Below are 18,938 nucleotides of genomic sequence, written 5' to 3'. Positions count from 1 at the left end.
AGTCGGGGCGTGGCTCCCGCGCCACGCCCGTCGCCAGAGCCCTTCACCTGAGCCGCCCAGCACACTCGCGGGATCGTCGGACCGGCTCCGGCGTGGCGTCAGTCGGAGCCGGTCCAGCAGACCCAGGCGGTCAGGCAGGCCGTCCACATCAGGGACGTGCAGACCACCAGCGCACTGAACTTCAGCACTCGCGCGCGCAGGAGCGCGTAGCGAGCCTCGTACTCGTCGCGAAGCAGGCTGGCGCGGCGCACGACAGTGGTCAGCGTCAGCCGGGTCAAGCGAATGCGTTCCTCGACGTACTGGCGGGCGACTTCCTCCCCCTGGGCAGTGGTCAACCAGGGCATGCGCTCGGTGAAGTCGTGCGCCTCGCGCTGTGCGGCCTGGAGCTCGGCCTGTACCAGCAGGTACCCCTCGACCTCGTTGACAGCCGCCACCTGCGGCGGATCCTGCCTGTGCTCGCCCCTCATTTCAGGTCACTCCCGGCCTTCGGGATCGATCACGTCACGCTGGCCGGTCCGCTCCTTCTGGTCCAGCGCGGCCATGGGGGGATGGTGCAGGTCGAACGCCGGGGAGTCGGAGCGGACCTTGGGCAGGGTGACGAAGTTGTGGCGCGGCGGCGGGCAGCTGGTGGCCCACTCCAGGGAGCGGCCGTAGCCCCAGGGGTCGTCGACGTCGATCCGCTTGCCGTACTTGGCGGTCTTCCAGACGTTGTAGAGGAAGGGCAGGGTGGACAGCCCGAGCAGGAACGCCCCGATGGTGGAGATGGTGTTGAGCGCGGTGAAGCCGTCGGCGGCCAGGTAGTCGGCGTAGCGGCGGGGCATGCCCTCGGCGCCCAGCCAGTGCTGCACCAGGAACGTGGTGTGGAAGCCGACGAACAGCGTCCAGAAGTGGATCTTCCCCAGGCGTTCGTCGAGCATCGTGCCGGTCATCTTCGGCCACCAGAAGTGGAATCCGGCGAACATGGCGAAGACGATCGTCCCGAACAGCACGTAGTGGAAGTGCGCCACGACGAAATAGCTGTCGGTGACGTGCCAGTCGATGGGCGGCGAGCCGAGCAGAACGCCGGTCAGACCGCCGAACAGGAACGTCACCAGAAAGCCGGTCGCCCACAACATGGGTGTTTCGAAACTGAGCGAGCCTTTCCACAAAGTGCCGATCCAGTTGAAGAACTTCACTCCCGTGGGCACCGCGATCAGGTACGTCATGAAGGAGAAGAACGGCAGCAGCACCGCACCGGTGGCGAACATGTGGTGCGCCCAGACCGTCACCGACAGGCCCGTGATGGTGATGGTCGCACCCACCAGTCCCATGTACCCGAAGATCGGCTTGCGGGAGAAGACCGGGAAGATCTCCGTGACGACGCCGAAGAAGGGCAGGGCGAGGATGTAGACCTCGGGGTGGCCGAAGAACCAGAACAGGTGCTGCCACAGGATCGCCCCGCCGTTCTCGGGGTTGAAGACCTGTGCGCCGAAACGGCGGTCGGCCTCCAGCACGAGCAGCGCCGCCGCGAGCACGGGGAACGCCAGCAGGACCAGGACCGAGGTCAGCAGCACGTTCCAGGTGAAGATCGGCATCCGGAACATCGTCATGCCCGGGGCCCGCATGCAGATGATCGTGGTGATGAAGTTGACCGCGCCCAGGATCGTGCCGAAACCCGAGAACGCCAGCCCCATGATCCACATGTCGCCGCCGACGTACGGGGTGCGCTCACCGCCGCTGAGCGGCGTGTACGCCGTCCACCCGAAGTCGGCCGTGCCCTGGGTGGTCAGGAGACCGCCGAGAACGATGAGGCCGCCGAACAGGAACAGCCAGTACGCCAGCATGTTCAGCCGGGGGAAGGCGACATCGGGCGCGCCGATCTGCAACGGCATGATCGCGTTGGCGAAACCGGCGAAGGTGGGGGTCGCGAACAGCAGCAGCATCATCGTGCCGTGCAGCGTGAACGTCTGGTTGTACTGCTCACTGGACAGCAACTGGAGCCCGGGCCGGGCCAGTTCGGCCCGAAGCAGCAGCGCCAGCACACCGGCGAACAAGAAGAACGCGAACGATGTGATCAGGTACAGGTGCCCGATCTTCTTGTGGTCGGTCGTGGTCACCCACGACACGATCACCTGCCCCCTGCCGCGCCCCGCCACTGGCACCGGGGCCGTCGATTCGGTCACTGCGGCCATTGCATCCCCTATGCGAACAATCAGGCACTATTCACTCGAAAGCACACGATGTCGCACCAGGCGGCCGTCCGCACGCCTGCCACGCGGCCACAGCGGAATGGGTACCGTCGTCCGTCCCCGCACCCCGCTTGCTGCTCGACGCTCCACGTGTGCTGGCGACGTCAAGCTCGCCGCTCACCAGCCACCGCGCGACCAGCCCCACCGTCGGCGGCGGACCGTCGTCCCCACGCTGCGGCCGCATGCGCTCCGGGACCGTTCCTTGCGGAAGTACCACCCACCACGGGGTGTGAAGCGTCAGCTGTCCGAAGCGAGAAGGCCCGCGATGGCCTGATCAATGGACAGGTAGTCGGACTCCGATTCGCGCGGGATCAGGCGAAGCGTCTCCCGCAGCCAAGAGCTCAGGGTGACCCGGCAGATCTCGACCACGACGCCGGCTCGTGGAGGCCCCAGCCGCACGCAGACCACGCCCTCGCCCTGCCGACGCGCCGAAGGCCAGACCGCGACGTCACCGCACCCCTCGTGCCGGCGAAGCCCCGCTATGAGCTGCTCGCGCGACAGGTGCCAGTGGACGTTCTCTCCGCTCGCGTGCAAGGTCAGCAGTACCGTCAACGGCTGCTCGGCCGAGTACTGCAGGGTGATCCCGAGTGAGTGGGGCGGCCGGTCGTCGGAGACGAGGACGGCCCGATGCGCCAGATAGGTGTACGGAATCGGATCCGTCTGACGGAGAGAAACGGAGATGTAAGCAGACAACGCGCGGCCTTCCAGATGCGTTCGGGGCTGCGGAAGGCGGCGTCGCAGTGCACAGGGTTCACGCGGGCAGCCGCCGTCGCAGAGGGCAGCGCCTGCTCTCCCAAGCGCGCAGTCCCTCTACCCCGTCCGCCGGAGGCTAATCAGCGGCACCGAACCGCACCTCCAGGGGGTCGATCAGGGCGTGGAGCGCGTCCGTCCCACGACGCCGAGTGCAGCGACACGTCATTCAGCGCGGCTCGCGGTGCCCCGATGACAGCGCCGGAGCATCGACCGGACACTCGCGGTGGTGGCACCGACTCGCAGCACGCGGCTGGTGCCGGTGATGCGGAAGACCCTGCGTGCGAGCGAGGAGCGGGCCAGCACCGTCAGGGTGCGCCCCTGCGCCGACAGCACGTCGTTCAGTCGGAGCAGGACGTCCACGGCGGAGGTGGTGACGCACGGGGTGTGCAGGTCGATGATGACCGGACCGTGCACATGGCGGTTCGTGCACCGCAGTAGGTCCTGTTCTCTTGCCTGTTGGTTGTCGAGGTCGATGACACCGCAGACCTCGACGACCAGGCAGTCGCGCTCCAGGCGGCAGACCGGGGCATCGGCGTTCATGACGCTCTCCACAGCACGTCCTCACCGGACCCGGCGGTCTCCCGCCGCGTCGTCAACGAGTGCTGTGTCGTCGTCGCCAGTCCCCACCTGGCGTCCGGGCAGACGAACCGGTGGAGACGCGCCTTGAGTTGCGTGCGCATCACTCCGCTCGGGGAGCGGCGCGACGCCGGGCAGCACACCGCGCTCCAGGTCTGGACTTGTGCGAACGTGCGGGTGACCCGCAGGACGTGTTCCAGACCGGCCTCCCGCAATGTCTCGGCCACCTGCGGATGGCGGACGGTGAGGTACAGAAGGACGCGCCGCCGTTCCGCGGACAGGCGCGCACGCAGCAGGAGCACGAGCGCTGAGGTCGGCACGTGAGCGGCTCGGACGTCGATGATGACGACAGGCGTCCGGCAACGCTTCAACGCGCGGAGCAGCCGCTCCTCGGCGGCAAGCAGGTCGTCGCCGTCGGTGAGCGGCGGAAGCTCGATGACGTGGTGGATTCGGTCGAGTCGGTAGCTCTGCGCAGCCACGAAGCCCTCCCATGAGCGGATGTGTGGGCGCGGCCGCTTCCTGACCTGCACCGCGAGTGCCCCATCTGTCCCACGCCACACCAGTCGGTTCACCGGAGTCACCGCGCCCGGGCTTCACCTGGGAGCCGCACGCCACGTGTCCGGCGCGCCCGGCCACCTCCCGGCGATCCCGCCGGCCTGCTTCGGCTCGACGGTCTCAGGAAGTCGAGCGCTTCCGCCGGGTTCCACCGACCTGCCGGGTGGTACACGTGGCGGTACCACGCCCGCGGCGGCACACGTGCGCACCGGTTGTCGCGGCACCGAGACCGCGGGACGGTGCCTGATCCAAGGTCTCCGCCCGTGGAGCTCAGGAAGGAATCGACCATGAGCGCCGATGACGCGTACGACAGCAGCCAGATCACGCAGTGGCTGCTGGACACCGACTCTCTGCAGGACTTCCTGCAGGCGCTGGCCGACGCCGCCCTGGAGCTGTCCGATGCCGAGGGTTCGGGAGTGACGCTGGAGCGCGAGGGCCGGCCCGTCACGGTCGTCAGCTCAGGTCCCCCGGCACCGAAGCTGGACGAGAAGCAGTACGGTCAGGACGACGGTCCCTGCCTGGAGTCCCTGCGCACCGGTCAGGAGATCACCGTGCACGACATGCTGCGGGAGACCCGATGGGGGGACTACCCCTCGTACGCCGCCGCCTGCGGCATCCGCTCCTCGATCTCCCTGCCGATCGCTGCCCACACACACAGCGCGGGCGCCCTCAATCTGTACGTCGGCCCGCCCGACGCACTCGGCCACAGCGACCTCGACGCCCTGCGCTCTCTGGCCGACCAGGCCACCGGAGCCATTGCCCTGGCCCAGCGCCTCAGCGACGCTCAGGAGTTCGCCGAGCAGCTGAAGACCGCCATGGACTCCCGGAGCGTCATCGACCAGGCCCTCGGGGTGATCATGGGCCAGCGCCGGTGCACCGCCGAGGAAGCCTTCGGCATCCTGCGCTCCGCGTCCCAGCACCGCAACGTCAAACTCCGCGACCTGTGCACACAGATGATCACCAACATCACCGGCCGACCGCCCACCGCGCCGGAACTGCGTCCCCGGTCCTGAACCCCGCGTCACCCATTCCCGCTCGGACCGGGAGAACCCGCATGCCGAAGGAGCAGGAGACCCACACATCGCGGCGAACCGTACGCCGCGTTCTCCGCAAACCCTCATCGCCCTGCGCTTTACGAATTCAGGGATTGCGGAATTCAGCCGTTCAGGGATTCAGGGATTCAGGGTCAGCTCACCATCGATGATCTCTTTGCAGATCACCAGCATCTTGGCCTGGTGAGACCTCGCGTAGCGCCGCAGCACCTCGAAGGCTTCATCGACGGTGATCTGGTGTCGCTCGGCGAGAATTCCCTTGGCCTGTTCGATGATGATGCGGCTGTGCAGAGCCGCATCCATCTGGTTGCGCTCGACATACGCGTGCGCGATGGTTCGCTGCTGCAGAATCGCGATCGTCGCCACGTCGGCGAGGGTCTGTGCCAGGCGGACATCGGCTTGCGCGAGGGGACGGGAATCGCTCTGGAACAGGTTCAGCGCGCCGATGACCTCATCGCGCAGCCGCATGGGCAGGGCGTGGGTGGTGGTGAAGCCCGCCTCCCGGGCACGTACGGCGAACTCGGGGAACGCCGCCGCGACACCCGGCCGAGTGAGATCGACACCGATCCGCTGCTCACCGCTGCGGTAGCAGTCCACACAGGGCCCTTGTTCATGCTGGAGAGCGAAGAGTTCCAGCAGGCGGGTGTGCTCGTCCGACGCGGCCATCACTTGCATATTGCCGTTCGGATCAGCGAGCAGGATTCCCACCGCTTCCACGTCGAGCAATTCGACGCAACGGTCGCACAGCATATGCAGGAAATCGATCAGGTCGAAGTCGTCGACGAGTGTGTCGACGGCTTGGACCACGGCAGCCAGCATACGTTCCTCGCGCCTCATGCTCCTCATCCCCTTGATTCACCGGACTGCCCCGGCGTTGGTCCTTCATGCGAAAAGCGCAGGCGCCGTGCCACCACGTCATCGGCGACCTGCACTGTGCTTCGTCCTTGTTGGAAGGCATGCGCACGCAGGAGCAGCAGTGCGTCGGCGAGCGACACACCCGCCTGCACACTGATCATGCCGGTGGCCTGGTGGACCGCACCCCAGTAGAGATCCGAAGGGGCTCGTGCTTCGGCGAACGCGGCCAGCTGTCCTGGCGGAGGGCTGGCGATCACCGCGGTCAGTGCCCTGCTCAGGAGCAGGAGGTCGTTCATCGCCGGCACGGCCAGGTCTCCGGCCGTCGCCCGCTGGAGGGTAAGGGTGCCCAGACACGCTCCACCCAGGGTGAGGGGCAGGCAGAAGAGGGCTCGGATGCCGTACGTCTCCAGAGTGGGCCGCAGCATCGGCCACCGGTCCTGGGCCAGCTCGGACACGTCGGGGACGAGTACCGCGGAGTGGGTACGGCTGACGTCGGGACCCGGGCCCTGCCCCAGGGTGAACTGCGCGTCCTCCAGCGCCGTACTGGCGCCCGGGGTCGCCCAGACGAGTTCGTTCGGTGTCGCGCCCGCCCGTACCGTGACGGCCACGCCGCTCACCCCGAGCACCTCCGCGCAGACGGCGGGATCTCCGCCGAGGAGCGAGGACTCGCTTTCCTGCGGGCGCAACCGGGAAAGCACGACGGCCATCCCTGGACTGGCGCTCACAGTCACACTCCGCTCGTTCGAGACGCAGGCAGGCGCACCTCACCCTGCGCGCCCGACTCCCAGCCTAACCCTTCCACCTGTTTCAAAAGACGAGGCGCTGGGGACGAGACGGCGGGCGGCGCCAAGGACTTTCTCGTCCCGCCGTCTCGTCGCCTCGGCCCGCCGTTTTGCCTCATGGACCCCTGCGCCACTGACTGCTCGGAGTGCCGGTCCGACGTCGACGTCAGGCGGTACCACGATCCTCTTCGAGGTCGAGTCCGCCGTGGAGAAGAAGCTGAGCGACGTCGACGAGCGGCTGTCGGTGACTGAACGCGTGCGCCCGCATGCGCGCCAGAATCTCGTCGATGTCCATGCTGGTGCGCGCGGCGACAGCACCCGCGGCCTGGTGGACCGTGGGTGGGTAGCCCTGCGGGCCAGGCCCGGGATCCTTCTCGTCCCGGTCCAGCAGGGTGGGGTACGCATCCACGACGAGCAGCGCGAGTACGCGGGAGAAGGCCTGAGCGCGCACGCGGTCGGCGGGAGCGAGGGAGCCGGGGGCGGCACGGTAGATGTCCATGCTGCCCAAGGCGATGTCACCGACCAGCAGCGGCACCGCCGTGAAGCTCTGAACACCGAGGTCTGCCGCTGTCCTGACGAAGACGGGCCAACGGTTCCTGGCCTCGTCGGTGTCGCTCTCCACGATGCGGCGCTCCACGTATGCCTGTGTGCACGGCCCTTCGCCGGCGACCAGTTGGGCGTCTTCCAGGCGGTGGCTCCGCCCGTCGGTGGCGTACACCACCGCACGGATCTGTCCGGAGGTGATCAGGGTGATGCCCAGACCGTCGGCGCGCAGGTCCTCGGCGCAGGCCGCGCCTCCGGCCTTGAGATCCACCGGGCGGTCGGCGGCACTGGCCGTCTCCACGATGCGGCTCCAGACCGTGGTGTTCTCCCGGGCGTCCATTTTTTCCAGCCTCCTCGCGGGCGACCTCCGCCCGTCGGCCTCCGTGCGGGGGTGCCCCGGCCCGCCGGACGAGACGGTCGGCTCCATTCTCCCCCAGTCCCCGGGCACCCCACGGATGGTGACACCCGGGGCCTTGCTCTGCCGTGCTCGACAGAAGGACGCGCCGCGGCGGCACAGGTCGCGGAGGTGATGCCTCGCCGGTGCGCTGCGTGGGCGTACGCCCCGGTGATGTGACGTCCACATGTCGTGGCGCAGCCCTCCCGACCGGGGCCCGGGGTCGCGAGAGCCAGCCGGGCTGTCTTCCCAACCCACCCAAGAAGTAACCGAACCATGTACGGGTAAACCATGCCTGCGGTGCCGGATGCGCGTGCCCGCGGGATGTGCCCGGAACCGGACCCATGCGCAGGGCTGCAGCACCGCCGGCGGCTTCTTCGGCGGTGCACCGGTTCCACCCTGCCTACGATCACGCCGAGCGCCTGGTCGATGACGCTGCGCGGTCGCATGGCGGTCTCCATCTGACCGGCGCACTCCTGGCGGGTGCCCGAAGAGGCGGTCCGGTCCACGCCCTCAGTCCTGGTCGGTGTCCGCTCGGACGTCTCCGCCGCCGATCGTGTCCGCGTAGGCGGCCGGGTCCAACGTGCCTTCACCGTCGGGGTTGATCCCGGCGCTGCCGCCCGGCTGACCACCTCCCGTGCTGCCGTAACCGCCCGGGACCCCCGGGACAGCGTCGGCGTCGGCCTCTTCGGCCGTGATGTGGCGGGTGGCCCGGACGTTCGCGCGCCGTTCCGGGTACGGATAGCTGAACGGCTGGGATTCCGCGCGTTCCTCTTGTGCCTCACGGGCCTTTCGGGCGGCCTGTTCCGCCTGCTGAGAGTCGGGCTGTTCCTGGTTCTTCGTCATGGCAGTTCCCTGTGTGTGCGGCGTGTGATCGGTCGCGGCCGAGCCGGTGAGCCATGGATCTCCCGACATTCCCGCCGGAAGTCGCAGGTCGTCCGCCGGGTCACTTCGCTTCGGGACCGCTGGGAGGCACTCCGGCTTCGTCGGAGACGCCCCCGCACCTGGCCGTTCGGCCGGGGCGGTTCCGGACGAGATGCGGGACACCGACCGATTAGCCATGGAGGCGCCTTTCAAACACCCCCCGCCGCGCGAAGCCCGGGCCGCCGGAAGCGCTGCCCCGGCGGAACGCCTGCAGGTCCGGTGGTTGCGCGCGCATCCCTCACCGATATCAAGAAAGGACACCGTGCACCGCACCTGCGGCTGGTCGCACAGACCGGGAGCAGCCTGCTCCAGTGGTCGCATCGCTGGGCTGCGGCCATCGGGGCGATAAATGCGGGGGTGCCGACTCTCCGCATTCGGTCCGGGTACCTATCGGGGCACTGTCCACCCCCAGATGGGAGACCGCCATGCCCGATCTCAGCCCCATTGACCTGCAGAAGGCCCTCAAGGGAGCCGACTACCCGGCCAGCCGCGACGACTTGGTGTCGGTGGCCAAGAGCAACGGCGCCGACGACAACGTCGTACAGATGCTCTCCGAGGCGGGGACGGACCGCTTCGAGGGCCCCAACGAGGTACAGAAGGCCCTCTTCGACGGCAACTAGCCCCGAGGGTTCCAGACGGAGTCGTGGACGTCAGGTCCCCCGCCGGTCGTCCTGAAGTGAACGTGGCGGTGTGCCGCAGGCGCCCATGGCTGCCGAGACGGGCGGTGCGGCGCGACCGTCACGACTGAGGCGACCGGCGTCCCTCCTCGACGGGGACGCCGGCGCACGTTGTCCTTCAGCCGGTGTACTGACGGGCGGTCGACTCGCGTTGGGGGTCCTCCAGGAGCCGTAGCCGGGACTCCACCGGCTCCGGCAGCACCTGCCTCTCGCGCAGCACCCACGGCAGCGCGGCGGCCGCCTCGCCGAACGCGCGTACGGACACCATGTCGCGGGGAACGGTGCGGGCCAGGTGGACGGTGCGGCGCAGTGCGCGCCCGGCCGGCCGGCGGAGCCAGGTGAACCACAGCGTGTTGCGGATGCCATGGGCACGCCGGAGGGTGGCATCCCTGACGGCCGACGGATGGTGATGAACCGTCAGATGGTCGGCGTAGGTCAGCCACCAGCCGTGGGCGGCCAGGTCGGCGGCGAGCAGTTCCTCCTCCCCACCGAGCCACAGCCGGGGATGGAAGCCGCCCGCGGCGCGGAAGGCATCGGTGCGCAGGACGGTCGCGGCCGCCAGGAAGGAGCCGAGGGCCGGTCCCGGCAGCCAATCGGGGCCGGGAATGGGCGAGTTGCGCAGCTCGGTGACGATCGGGTCTTCCGTGCCGTCGGGTTCGACCACGATGCGTGTCGTGACGGCGCCGAGCGTGGGGTGCAGGTCGAGCAGGTCGGCGGCCCCGGTCAGGGCGCCTGGCGCCCACCAGGAGTCGTCGTCGCAAAAGGCCACGTACGGCGTGCGCACATGATGCATGGCCAGGTTGCGGCCGACGGCGCCGAGGTTGCGGCCGGGACGCAGCAGCATGACCTCGGGATGGTGCCGGGCGACGGCCTCGGCGGTGCCGTCGGTGGAGGCGTTGTCGGTGACGATCACCTGCGGACGCTCCGGCAGTTCGGCCAACCGGCGCAGGGTGCGCAGGAGTTCGGTGCGGCGGTTGTGGGTGATGACGACGACGGTCGTACGGGGGTCGGTCATGCCGTTGCTCCGATGGCTGCGGCTGCGGTGTCCAGGGTGCGCGCGTCCCGTTCGACCCGCCGTGGCAGCGGCTTGCGGGCGCGCAGTGCCGCGGGCAGGCGTGCGAGGGCTTCGCGCAGTGCCTGGCGGGCGTGCGGATCGTGGCGGGCGTCGCCGGCCAGGTCACGGGTGCGGGTGAGCGCACAGCGCACGGGGCGGCGCAGCCATACGGTGAGCAGGGCGTTGCGGCGGATGGTGACGGAGCGGCCGGTGCGCGGTGACGGTGCCGGGTGGTGGTGGGCGATCACCTCGGGGCAGTGGGTGACTCCCCAGCCGCGGGCGGCGAGGTCGTAGGCGAGCAGCGTCTCCTCCCCGCCGAAGAACAGCACCGGATGGAAGCCGCCCGCCTGCAGGTAGGCGCTGCGGCGGACGATGGAGGCGCAGGCGAGGAAGCCGAGGACCTGGGTGCCGGGCAGGTCGGCCGCCGGGCCGAGGGGTGAGGTGGCGAGCACCTCGTTCAGCGGGTCGGGGTCGGCGTCCGGGCCGACCAGCGTGCGCGCGGACAGCAGGCCGAGTCGCGGGTGGGCCTCGAAGAGGTCGGCGGCGCGGCTGAGGGCGCCGGGGGCCCACCAGGAGTCGTCGTCACTGAACGCCACGTACGGCGTGTCCAGGGCGCGGACGCCGTCGGTGCGGGCCAGCGCCCCGCGGTTGGCGGGCAGGCTCACGACACGGACCTCGGGGAAGTCGCGCGCGAGCAGTGCGCGGGTGGCGTCGGTGGAGGCGTTGTCGACGACGACGACCGGCGGGCGCTCGGGGAGGTCCAGCAGGTGCCGCAGGGTGCGCGCCAGCGAGGGCCCGCGATTGCGGGTGGCGATGACGACGCCGACGGATGATTGCGTCATGGCGATCCCGTGAGTCGGTCGAGGGCTTCCAGGACGTCTTCGGGACGGATGCGCAGCAGGGCCGGGTCGGTGTCGTCGCCGTGGGGGTCGCCGTCCGGGCCCGGATGCCACAGCACCTGGTGGCGCCGGTGTGCGGGCGGTCCCCAACGGCTGGGCGGCACGGGGCCGAACAGGGTGACGGAGGGGGCGGCGTGGGCGACGGCCAGGTGAGCGATTCCGGTGTCGCCGCTGACCACCGCGCGGGCGTCGGCGACGAGCGCGGAGAGCCGCCCGAAGGGCAGTCCGCCGCCGAACAGGTCGGTGTCCGGCAGCCGCGCCTGCTTGGCCAGCCGTGCCACGAGGTCGCCCTCGTCCGCTCCCCCGGTGACCACGACCCGGTGTCCCCGCTCGCGCAGGGCGGTGGCCACGGCCGCGTAGCGGTCGACGGGCCAGCAGCGCGAGGGCGCTCCGGCGCCGGGGTGCAGCACGATGGCGCCGGGCGCCGGGGAGGGGCCGGGCGGGCGGGCCAGGCGGAGGTCGGTGGCGTCGGCGGGTAGGCCGTACGCCTGGAGCAGGCGGCACCAGCGGTCCCGTTCGTGCTCCTCGGCGTACCAGGGCGGTCCGTCGATCTCGGGGGTGCCGGGGTGTGCGAAGGCCAGCAGCCGGAGCGGGCGCAGGGACTGCAGGAGCCGGTGGCTGGGCGGGCCGTTGCCGTGCAGGTCGACGGCGACGTCCGGTGGCGGGCCGGTCCAGTCGAGGTGGTGCGGTACGGCGCGGCCGGGGGCGGAGGCGGGCAGCAGCCGGTCGACCGCTCCCGTGGCCGCGACGACCGGGGCGAGTTCCGCGGGGGTGGCCAGCACCAGCTCATGGTCCGGGAACCCCCGGCGCAGGGCGCGCAGTGCGGGCACACCGGCGAGGAGGTCACCGAGGCCCAGGGCGCGCAGGACGAGCAGACGGGGGCGCGTCACCGTGAACCCTCCGCGGCCCGTTCGATGAGCGCGGTGGAGGACCGTCCGGCGAGATAGGGCAGCAGCACCGCCTGTCCGCCCCACTCCTGCAGCAGTGCCGCCTCGGGGAGATCGGCGCCGCTGTAGTCGCCGCCCTTGACCCAGACGTCGGGCCGCAGTTCGGCGAGCAGCTGTTCCGGGGTGTCCTCGTCGAAGACGGCCACCGCGTCGACGCACTGCAGGGCGAGCAGGACGCGGATCCGGTCGGCGAGCGGGTTCACGGGGCGGCCCTCGCCCTTGCGGCGCTGTACCGACGCGTCGGAGTTGAGGCAGACGATGAGGCAGTCGCCGATCCGCCGGGCCGCCTGCAGCAGGCCGACGTGCCCGGCGTGGAGCAGGTCGAAGCAGCCGCCGGCGGCGACGACGGTACCGCCGGCGCCCCGCACCCGGGTGATCACGGCGTGCGGGTCCTGGGCCGCGTCGGGGCTCACGCGCTCCTCCGCGGAGGGACGGCGGTCCGCCTCGGAGAACGCGCCGTCGGCCACCGCGCCCGCGCCGCCCGCGGCGACGAACTCGCTCGCCGCGGCCACGGCCCCTTCCACCGCCTCGCCGACGAGGGCTCCGTCGGCCAGCAGGCCGGCCGCCGTGGCGGCGAACCGGTCGCCGGCGCCGCACGGGTCGCCGTGATGGGCGGCGGGCGCCGGGACGAGCAGGGGGTGCTCGCCGTAGGACAGCAGCGCGCCGCGCGCGCCCATGGTCACCGCGACGCTGGCGACCCGCCAGTGCCGTACGAGCGTGGCCGCCTCGCGGGCCGCGACGCGCAGGTCGCTGTCCGGCGCCTTGGTGGTGTCGTCCTCGGCGGTCGCCGCGAACACGTGCGCCTCGGACCTGGCGGGGGTCACCAGCCGTGTGCCCGGCACCGGCGGTCCGCCGCGCGGGTGCGGGTCCCAGACGACCGGCGGGCGTTCGGCCAGGACGTCGCGCAGGGCGTCGGCGGCACCCCGGCCGTAGTCGGAGACCAGGACGGCCGGGGCCGAGCGGACCGCCGCGCGGGCCTCGTCGGTGGCCTCACGGACGCGTCCGTCACCGCGGTCCAGGCGCACCACGGGACGGCCCTGCGCCAGCACGCGGGTCTTCTCCGGCAGCGCACCCGTCAGGGGCAGCCGGATCACCTTCACCCGCCTGCCGAGCAGCCGCAGCAGTTCCTCGCTCGCCGGATCGTCGCCCACTCCCGTGATCAGGGTGACGTCCCGGCCGTCCCGGGCGGCGAGGCAGGCCGCGAGGGCGGCGCCACCGGGCCGTGCCAGCCGCGCGCGCTCCGCGACGACGGGTACGGGTGCGTCGGGCGCGAGGCGGTCGGCGGTGCCGGTGAGGTCGCGGTCGAGCAGCGCGTCGCCGATCACGACCAGGGCGGACTTGCGGGAACGGGAGCGTGCCATGGTCACCTCCCGTACCTCTCCACGGCCGCGTCGAACGCCTCGCACACCATGTGCACGGCCACCAGGTGGAGTTCCTGGACCGTCGCGGTGGAGGAGCCCGACACGCACAGGGCCTCGTCGCTGCCGGCCATCAGCGGGTTGGGGGCCGGGCCGGTCAGCGCCCACACGGTCAGACCGGCCGCTCGTCCGGCGTCGGCGGCGGCCAGGAGGTTGGCGCTGGCGCCGGACGTGGAGAGCAGCAGCAGGACGTCCCCGGCGCGGCCGTGGGCGCGGACCTGGCGGGCGAACACCTCGTCCACGCCGTAGTCGTTGGCGATGGCGGTGGTGGAGGAGGTGTCGGCGTGCAGCGCGAGCGCGGAGAACGGCGGTCGGTCGTCGCGGTAGCGGCCGACCAGTTCGGCGGTCAGGTGCTGGGCCTGGGCCGCGCTGCCGCCGTTGCCGGCGGCGAGCAGCCGTCCGCCGCCGCAGAGGACGGCGGCCAGCCGCTCGCCCCACTTCTCGGTCAGATCGGCGCTTTCGCGGAACCGGACCAGGGCGTCGAGCAGTTCGTCGCAGTGCGCGGTGACGGACGATTCGGCGTGAGTGCTCATCAGGCGACCTCCGTACGCAGTTCATGGCCCAGGGCGGTCTGCCGGTGGACTCGCTCCACTCCGTCCGCGACGCGCCGCCAGGTGTAGCGGGCGAGCACGCGTTCGCGGCCGGCCGCGCCGAAACGCTGACGCCTGCGCTCATGTCCGAGCAGGTCGCGGACGGCGTCGGCGATCGCCGAGGCGTCGCCCGGCGTCACGAGCCGTCCGGTGCGCCCGTCGGCGACGGTGTCCCGGTGGCCGCCGACGGCGGTGGCGACGACGGGCGTCCCGCAGGCCATGGCCTCCAGAGGAACGATGCCGAAGGGCTCGTACACGGGCGTGCACAGGACCAGGTCGGCGCCGGCCATGAGCGCCGGCATCCGGCGCGGGTCGACGGCGCCGAGCAGGCGCACCCGGTCAGCCACGCCCTGCTCCTCGGCCAGTTCCCGCAGCCGTCGGGCCTCGGGTTCGGTGTGCAGCCGGTCGGCGGGCGGGCCGCCGGCGATGAGGAGTTCGGTGTCCGGGATCCGGCCGAGCGCGCGGATCGCCTGGTCGTAGCCCTTGCGGGGAACGAGCCGGCCGCAGGCGAGCAGCCGGTGCCGTTGCTCCCGTGCGGGGGCGTCGGCGGTGTCCACCCCGGGGTGGAAGTGGTCGGCGTCGACGCCGCACGGCACGACGGACACCCGGCTGGAGGGCACTCCCATGGCGGCGAGTTCGTGCACCTCGTCGGTGCAGGTCGCCAGCACCCGCTCACACGTACGCCCGATCTGACGTTCGATGCCGATCCGTTCGATGGGACTGGTGTCGTCCCGGCCCTGGTGGCGCCGCTTCACGGTGCCCAGGGCATGGAACGTCTGGATGACGGGGATGCCGTGCGAGTGCGCGCCGATCTGCGACGCCATGCCGGACATCCAGAAGTGGGCGTGCACCACGTCCGGCCGCTTCCGGCGCCAGGCCCGGGACAGGTAGGCCCCGAAGACGGGCATGTACGCGAACATGGCGTCCTTGGGAATCACCTCCGGTGGACCGGCCGGCACGTGCTCGACCACCGCGCCACCGGGCAGCGGAACCCGGTCGGGCAGATCGGTCGCGTCGCGCCGGGTGTAGACAGTGACGTCATGGCCACGACGCGCCAGCTCCTCGGAGAGCCGGGCGACGTAGACGTTCTGGCCGCCTGCGTCGACACCGCCGAGCGCGGCGAGCGGACTCGCGTGCTCGGACACCATGGCGATCCTCATCGGGTCACCTCCTTCAGCAGCCGCTCCCAGTCGTCCAGGAAGCGGGAGAGCCCGTAGCGGGCGAGCGCCGCGGCGCGTGCCTTCTCACCGACCGCGCGTGCGTACGACGGGTCGGCGAGGAAGTCACGGACGGCATCGGTCAGTACATCGATGCGGTTGGAGACCACCCCGGCACCCGGCGGCACCGCCTCGCCGGCCTCGGTGGTGGCGAGGGCGACCACGGGCATGCCGAGGTGCATGGCCTCCAGCAGGGACAGGCCCAGAGAGGTCCAGCGGACGGGGTGGAGGTAGAGACGGCGCCGGGCCATCTCCGCGTGCAGCTCGCGCTGCACGAGCTCGTGCGAGAGGCAGCGCCCGGGCGGCAGACCGAGGTGCTCGGCGAGGCCGTCGGTCTTCATCCCGAAGACGTCCAGCGGGGCGGCTTCGGCGAACGCCGGCAGCAGATCGGTGCCGGTCGTACGGCCGCGCCGGATCGGCTCGTTGACGGCGACGGCCGCGTGCGGGATCTCCCCGGTCCACAGGGGGCCCGGGTCGACGATGCCGTGTTCGATGACGGCGGTCTCGGTGCTCCCGGCATCCCACATCAGGCGGTTGAAGTGGGTGACGTGGACCAGCGGCACGCCGGACACGTCGGCGACCGGGTGCCGGCTGTCCGGCACCCCGGGAGGGCCGTGCGGGGCGTTGTGCTCCAGGTAGACCATGGGCGGGCGCCGGCCCAGCCACTGCTCCACGAGAGCGAACTCGTGCGGGCGTTGCAGGATCACCACGTCGATGTCCGCGTCCCGCAGCCGCTCCGGCGGCAGCTCGATCACGCTGTCCGGCCAGTCGAACGTGCGGGCGCGGCCGAGTCCGTCGGGGCCGCGGTCCGGGGTGACCGGTACCACGTAGGTGTGCGGGCCCTGCACGAAGGCCGTGGTCCACGACCCGTGCACGTGCCAGATCAGGATCCTCATTCCGCGACCATCACTTTCTCCACGGCGGCCACCACGTCATGGGCGGTCACCGACTCCAGGCACGGATGGCCGGGCACCGGGCACTGCCGGGCGCGGCTGTCCGCGCAGGGCGCGCCCTGGTCGCCGAGCAGGACGTACGGGACGCCGTAGGGGCGCCAGCGCTCGGCGGGAACGACCGGGGCGAACAGGGAAACCACGGGGGTGCCGACGGCGGCGGCCAGGTGGGCGGGACCGGTGTTGCCGGTGACGACGGCCCGTGCCCCGGCGAGCACGCCGGCGAGTTCGGAGGCGTCGGTACGGCCCCCGAGATCGAGGCCGTGCTCACCGGCGACGTAGGCGGTCAGCTCCCGCTCCCCCGGGCCGCCGGTCACCACGACGCGCTGTCCGGCCGCCGTCAACTCCCGCACCGCCTCGGCGCACCGCTCCCGGCTCCAGGCCCGGGCGGGGACGCTGGCACCGGGGTGCAGCACGACGTACGGCTCGGGACCGCTCAGCCGGACGGTGGTGGGCGGAGGCAGGACGCGGAGCAGGCCGTCGTCGACGCGGGGGAAGCCCGCCGCCTCGGCGAGGTCGAGCCCGGCCTCCGCCTCATGGGCGTGCGGGTCGCGGCGGTGGCGCACGTCGAGCAGCGAGCCGGGGTAGTCCACGCTGTCGGCGGCGATGTGCGCCACGCCGGCCAGGCGCAGCAACAGGGCGGTCGGCAGGGGCGACTGGTGGAAGGAGGTCAGGATCAGTGCCGCGTCGGCGCGGACCATGTCCACGAGCAGCTCGATCTCTCCGCGGCCGACCGGCGAGGGCGTGAAGCCGACCCAGGGCGCGTCCCAGACGAGGACGTCGTCGACGCCCGGCAGCATGCGGGCCGCGGAGGCGCCGAGCCTGCCGCACAGGACGGTGACGTGGTCGGCCCGGGCGGCGACGGCACGGATCGCGGGTCCGGCGAGCAGTACGTCGCCGAAGCTGTCCAGGCGGCTGACGAGGGCCCTCATCCCAGCCTCCCGGTGGTGCCGTGGGCGGCCTCGACGGCTTCCTCGCCGACGGGAGCGGAACCGAGCGGCTGCCGTCGGGCCAGCAGGGTCCGTACGGCGGTGCGCAGGTCCGGGGCCACGTGTGCGGCGGCCGCCACCTCTTCGGGACGGGTCTGCGCGGTCGGGACGAGGACGCCGAGGGCGCCTGCCCGGCTCGCGGCCTCGACGTCGGCGCCGATGTCACCGATCACGGCGATCCGCTCCGGCGGCGTACGCAGCCGGTCGGCGGCCCAGAGGATCATGCCGGCACGGGGCTTGCGGCAGTCGCAGCCGTCCTTGGGGCCGTGCGGGCAGACGGCCCACACGTCGAAGGGGCCGAGCAGGTCGTCGATCCGCTCGTTGACCCGGCGGACGTCGGCGGCGGAGAGCAGCCCGCGCGCGATGCCGGACTGGTTGGTGACGACTCCGGTGCCGATGCCCCGGCCGCGCAGCAGGCCGAGCGCCTCGCGGGCGTCGTCGACCGGGCGGACCAGCTCGGGGTCGCCGTTGTAGGGGACGTCGTGGACGAGGGTGCCGTCGCGGTCGAACAGCACGAGGTCGATGGCGTTCACCGCGTCACCTCCGGCCAGGGAGCGGCGTCGCGGTGACGCCAGAGGCCGTTCAGCCAGTGCCAGGTGGCCGCGGGCGGGATGAGCGCGCTGGTGACCAGCATGGTGTCGACCTCGTACCGGGTGCGCGGGCCGGGCGCGATGCGCGCCCAGGCGAACTCGCCGGTGCCGGCGGCCCATCCCAGAGCGGCGGCCGCGGCGGCCCGCCGGTGTCCGGTCGCCGCGAGGGCGCAGGCGGCCAGGCCCGTGGCCGTGATCGCGAGGTGGCCGCGCAGCCGGCCGCGCGTCGCCGCCGCCCGGTGCCACCAGTCGGGCCCGTGCAGACGGCGCATCAGGGCGTCGTCGGCGTTGCCCCGCTGGGCGCGCAGCGACGCCCAGCGGTCGGCCGGCCGCACCGGGTGCCGGGTGGTGCGCCGCCCGTGCACGATGCGCCATCCCGCCTCCAGCACCCGCAGGGCGAGGTCGGCGTCCTCGCGGAAGGCCCGCTTGAAGCGTTCGTCGAAGCCGCCCACCTGCTTCAGCGCCTCGGCGCGGAAGGCCATGTCGGCGGTGATCCAGCGGGCCTGGGCCAGTCCTGCGGTGCCGCGCTCCCAGTCGGTCGGCCGGCGCTCGCCGGGGAGCGGCACGGCGATCACGCCCTGCACGGCACCGGTCTCGGGCCCCGCTGCCGCCAGGTCCTGGACGAGCTGGTCGCACCAGTGCGGTCCGACCTGCACGTCGTCGTCGAGGAAGGCCACCCAGGGCGCGGTGACCGCGCGGGCCCCGCTGTTGCGGGCGGCGGCGGGCCCGCGCCCTCCGCTGTGGATCACCAGGGTGCGCTCGCGCAGCTCGCCGAGGACGCTCAGCGGGTACTCCAGCGCGTCGAGGTCCGGCTCGGGCTCGGGCCGGTCGTCGACGAGGACGATCTCCCCGGGCTTGGGACCGGTCGCCGAGGCGAGCGCGGCCAGGCAGTCGGCGAGCGTGTCGCGCACCAGCGTGGGAATGACGACGGCGTAGGCGGTCATA

At 71.9% G+C, this 18,938-nt stretch carries 21 protein-coding genes; 2 read left to right on the top strand and 19 right to left on the bottom strand.

Annotated features, from left to right (window positions below):
- Positions 1-98 precede the first annotated feature (98 nt).
- From ACWGIS_RS02110 to ACWGIS_RS02090, 5 genes are all read right to left on the bottom strand, one after another.
- On the bottom strand, positions 99-434 hold the full coding sequence (locus ACWGIS_RS02110) for a hypothetical protein (protein WP_453360499.1): 336 nt from the start codon (positions 432-434) through the stop codon (positions 99-101).
- Positions 435-473: 39 nt separating this feature from the next.
- Positions 474-2,171 carry an aa3-type cytochrome oxidase subunit I gene (gene ctaD, locus ACWGIS_RS02105; RefSeq protein WP_453360498.1) on the bottom strand — a complete coding sequence of 566 codons (1,698 nt, stop codon included), beginning with the start codon at positions 2,169-2,171 and terminating at the stop codon, positions 474-476.
- A gap of 294 nt (positions 2,172-2,465) precedes the next feature.
- Complete coding sequence (locus ACWGIS_RS02100) at positions 2,466-2,921, bottom strand: SsgA family sporulation/cell division regulator (RefSeq protein WP_453360497.1); 456 nt, start codon at positions 2,919-2,921, stop codon at positions 2,466-2,468.
- Positions 2,922-3,143: 222 nt separating this feature from the next.
- A complete protein-coding gene (locus tag ACWGIS_RS02095) occupies positions 3,144-3,521 on the bottom strand; it encodes an STAS domain-containing protein (protein WP_453360496.1) in 378 nt (125 codons plus the stop codon).
- Positions 3,518-4,036 carry an STAS domain-containing protein gene (locus ACWGIS_RS02090; RefSeq protein WP_453360495.1) on the bottom strand — a complete coding sequence of 173 codons (519 nt, stop codon included), beginning with the start codon at positions 4,034-4,036 and terminating at the stop codon, positions 3,518-3,520. Before ACWGIS_RS02090 ends, ACWGIS_RS02095 begins: the two co-directional genes overlap by 4 nt.
- Before the next feature lie 363 nt (positions 4,037-4,399).
- Between ACWGIS_RS02090 and ACWGIS_RS02085 the strand changes: the two genes are divergently transcribed.
- Positions 4,400-5,125, top strand: a complete 726-nt coding sequence (locus tag ACWGIS_RS02085) for a GAF and ANTAR domain-containing protein (RefSeq protein ID WP_453360494.1) — start codon at positions 4,400-4,402, stop codon at positions 5,123-5,125.
- A 159-nt stretch (positions 5,126-5,284) separates the two neighbouring features.
- On the opposite strand, the gene ACWGIS_RS02080 is transcribed toward ACWGIS_RS02085, so the two are convergent.
- The 4 genes from ACWGIS_RS02080 to ACWGIS_RS02065 all read right to left on the bottom strand — a co-directional run bounded on the left by ACWGIS_RS02080 (position 5,285) and on the right by ACWGIS_RS02065 (position 8,584).
- Complete coding sequence (locus tag ACWGIS_RS02080) at positions 5,285-6,001, bottom strand: ANTAR domain-containing protein (protein WP_453360493.1); 717 nt, start codon at positions 5,999-6,001, stop codon at positions 5,285-5,287.
- 5 nt (positions 6,002-6,006) lie between these two features.
- Positions 6,007-6,744 (bottom strand): GAF domain-containing protein, encoded by a 738-nt coding sequence (locus tag ACWGIS_RS02075; protein ID WP_453360492.1) that lies wholly within the window; start codon positions 6,742-6,744, stop codon positions 6,007-6,009.
- Positions 6,745-6,967: 223 nt separating this feature from the next.
- The gene (locus tag ACWGIS_RS02070) at positions 6,968-7,684 is read right to left on the bottom strand and encodes a GAF and ANTAR domain-containing protein (RefSeq protein ID WP_453360491.1); all 717 of its coding nucleotides are present in this window, start codon (positions 7,682-7,684) and stop codon (positions 6,968-6,970) included.
- Positions 7,685-8,251: 567 nt separating this feature from the next.
- Positions 8,252-8,584 (bottom strand): hypothetical protein, encoded by a 333-nt coding sequence (locus ACWGIS_RS02065; protein ID WP_453360490.1) that lies wholly within the window; start codon positions 8,582-8,584, stop codon positions 8,252-8,254.
- Positions 8,585-9,087: 503 nt separating this feature from the next.
- Between ACWGIS_RS02065 and ACWGIS_RS02060 the strand changes: the two genes are divergently transcribed.
- Positions 9,088-9,282 (top strand): DUF2795 domain-containing protein, encoded by a 195-nt coding sequence (locus ACWGIS_RS02060; RefSeq protein WP_453360489.1) that lies wholly within the window; start codon positions 9,088-9,090, stop codon positions 9,280-9,282.
- 175 nt (positions 9,283-9,457) lie between these two features.
- Here the strand turns inward: ACWGIS_RS02060 and ACWGIS_RS02055 are convergent, their stop codons facing one another.
- From ACWGIS_RS02055 to ACWGIS_RS02010, 10 genes are read right to left on the bottom strand one after another with little or no spacing between them, the layout of a single operon-like run.
- The gene (locus tag ACWGIS_RS02055) at positions 9,458-10,354 is read right to left on the bottom strand and encodes a glycosyltransferase family 2 protein (protein ID WP_453360488.1); all 897 of its coding nucleotides are present in this window, start codon (positions 10,352-10,354) and stop codon (positions 9,458-9,460) included.
- Positions 10,351-11,235 (bottom strand): glycosyltransferase family 2 protein, encoded by an 885-nt coding sequence (locus ACWGIS_RS02050; RefSeq protein ID WP_453360487.1) that lies wholly within the window; start codon positions 11,233-11,235, stop codon positions 10,351-10,353. Before ACWGIS_RS02050 ends, ACWGIS_RS02055 begins: the two co-directional genes overlap by 4 nt.
- Positions 11,232-12,182: a glycosyltransferase family 9 protein gene (locus tag ACWGIS_RS02045; RefSeq protein ID WP_453360486.1), complete on the bottom strand. Its 951-nt coding sequence runs from the start codon at positions 12,180-12,182 to the stop codon at positions 11,232-11,234. Before ACWGIS_RS02045 ends, ACWGIS_RS02050 begins: the two co-directional genes overlap by 4 nt.
- Complete coding sequence (gene rfaE2 / locus ACWGIS_RS02040; RefSeq protein WP_453360485.1) at positions 12,179-13,600, bottom strand: D-glycero-beta-D-manno-heptose 1-phosphate adenylyltransferase; 1,422 nt, start codon at positions 13,598-13,600, stop codon at positions 12,179-12,181. Before rfaE2 ends, ACWGIS_RS02045 begins: the two co-directional genes overlap by 4 nt.
- Before the next feature lie 2 nt (positions 13,601-13,602).
- On the bottom strand, positions 13,603-14,190 hold the full coding sequence (locus ACWGIS_RS02035; protein WP_453360484.1) for a D-sedoheptulose-7-phosphate isomerase: 588 nt from the start codon (positions 14,188-14,190) through the stop codon (positions 13,603-13,605).
- Positions 14,190-15,407, bottom strand: coding sequence for a glycosyltransferase (locus tag ACWGIS_RS02030; RefSeq protein ID WP_453360483.1), 1,218 nt, complete (start codon positions 15,405-15,407; stop codon positions 14,190-14,192). The genes ACWGIS_RS02035 and ACWGIS_RS02030 overlap by 1 nt, the downstream gene beginning before the upstream one ends.
- Positions 15,404-16,360, bottom strand: a complete 957-nt coding sequence (locus ACWGIS_RS02025; RefSeq protein WP_453360482.1) for a glycosyltransferase — start codon at positions 16,358-16,360, stop codon at positions 15,404-15,406. Before ACWGIS_RS02025 ends, ACWGIS_RS02030 begins: the two co-directional genes overlap by 4 nt.
- Positions 16,357-17,346, bottom strand: coding sequence for a glycosyltransferase family 9 protein (locus ACWGIS_RS02020; RefSeq protein ID WP_453360481.1), 990 nt, complete (start codon positions 17,344-17,346; stop codon positions 16,357-16,359). Before ACWGIS_RS02020 ends, ACWGIS_RS02025 begins: the two co-directional genes overlap by 4 nt.
- Positions 17,343-17,936 (bottom strand): D-glycero-alpha-D-manno-heptose-1,7-bisphosphate 7-phosphatase, encoded by a 594-nt coding sequence (locus tag ACWGIS_RS02015; RefSeq protein WP_453360480.1) that lies wholly within the window; start codon positions 17,934-17,936, stop codon positions 17,343-17,345. Before ACWGIS_RS02015 ends, ACWGIS_RS02020 begins: the two co-directional genes overlap by 4 nt.
- Entirely contained in the window at positions 17,933-18,937 is a 1,005-nt protein-coding gene (locus tag ACWGIS_RS02010; RefSeq protein WP_453360479.1) for a glycosyltransferase family 2 protein, read from the bottom strand. The genes ACWGIS_RS02015 and ACWGIS_RS02010 overlap by 4 nt, the downstream gene beginning before the upstream one ends.
- Position 18,938: the final 1 nt, after the last annotated feature.

It is taken from the genome of Streptomyces sp. NPDC054842, from assembly GCF_053611025.1.
The sequence above is the reverse complement of the archived record's forward strand: the minus strand, read 5'-3'. Positions and strand labels throughout refer to the sequence as shown.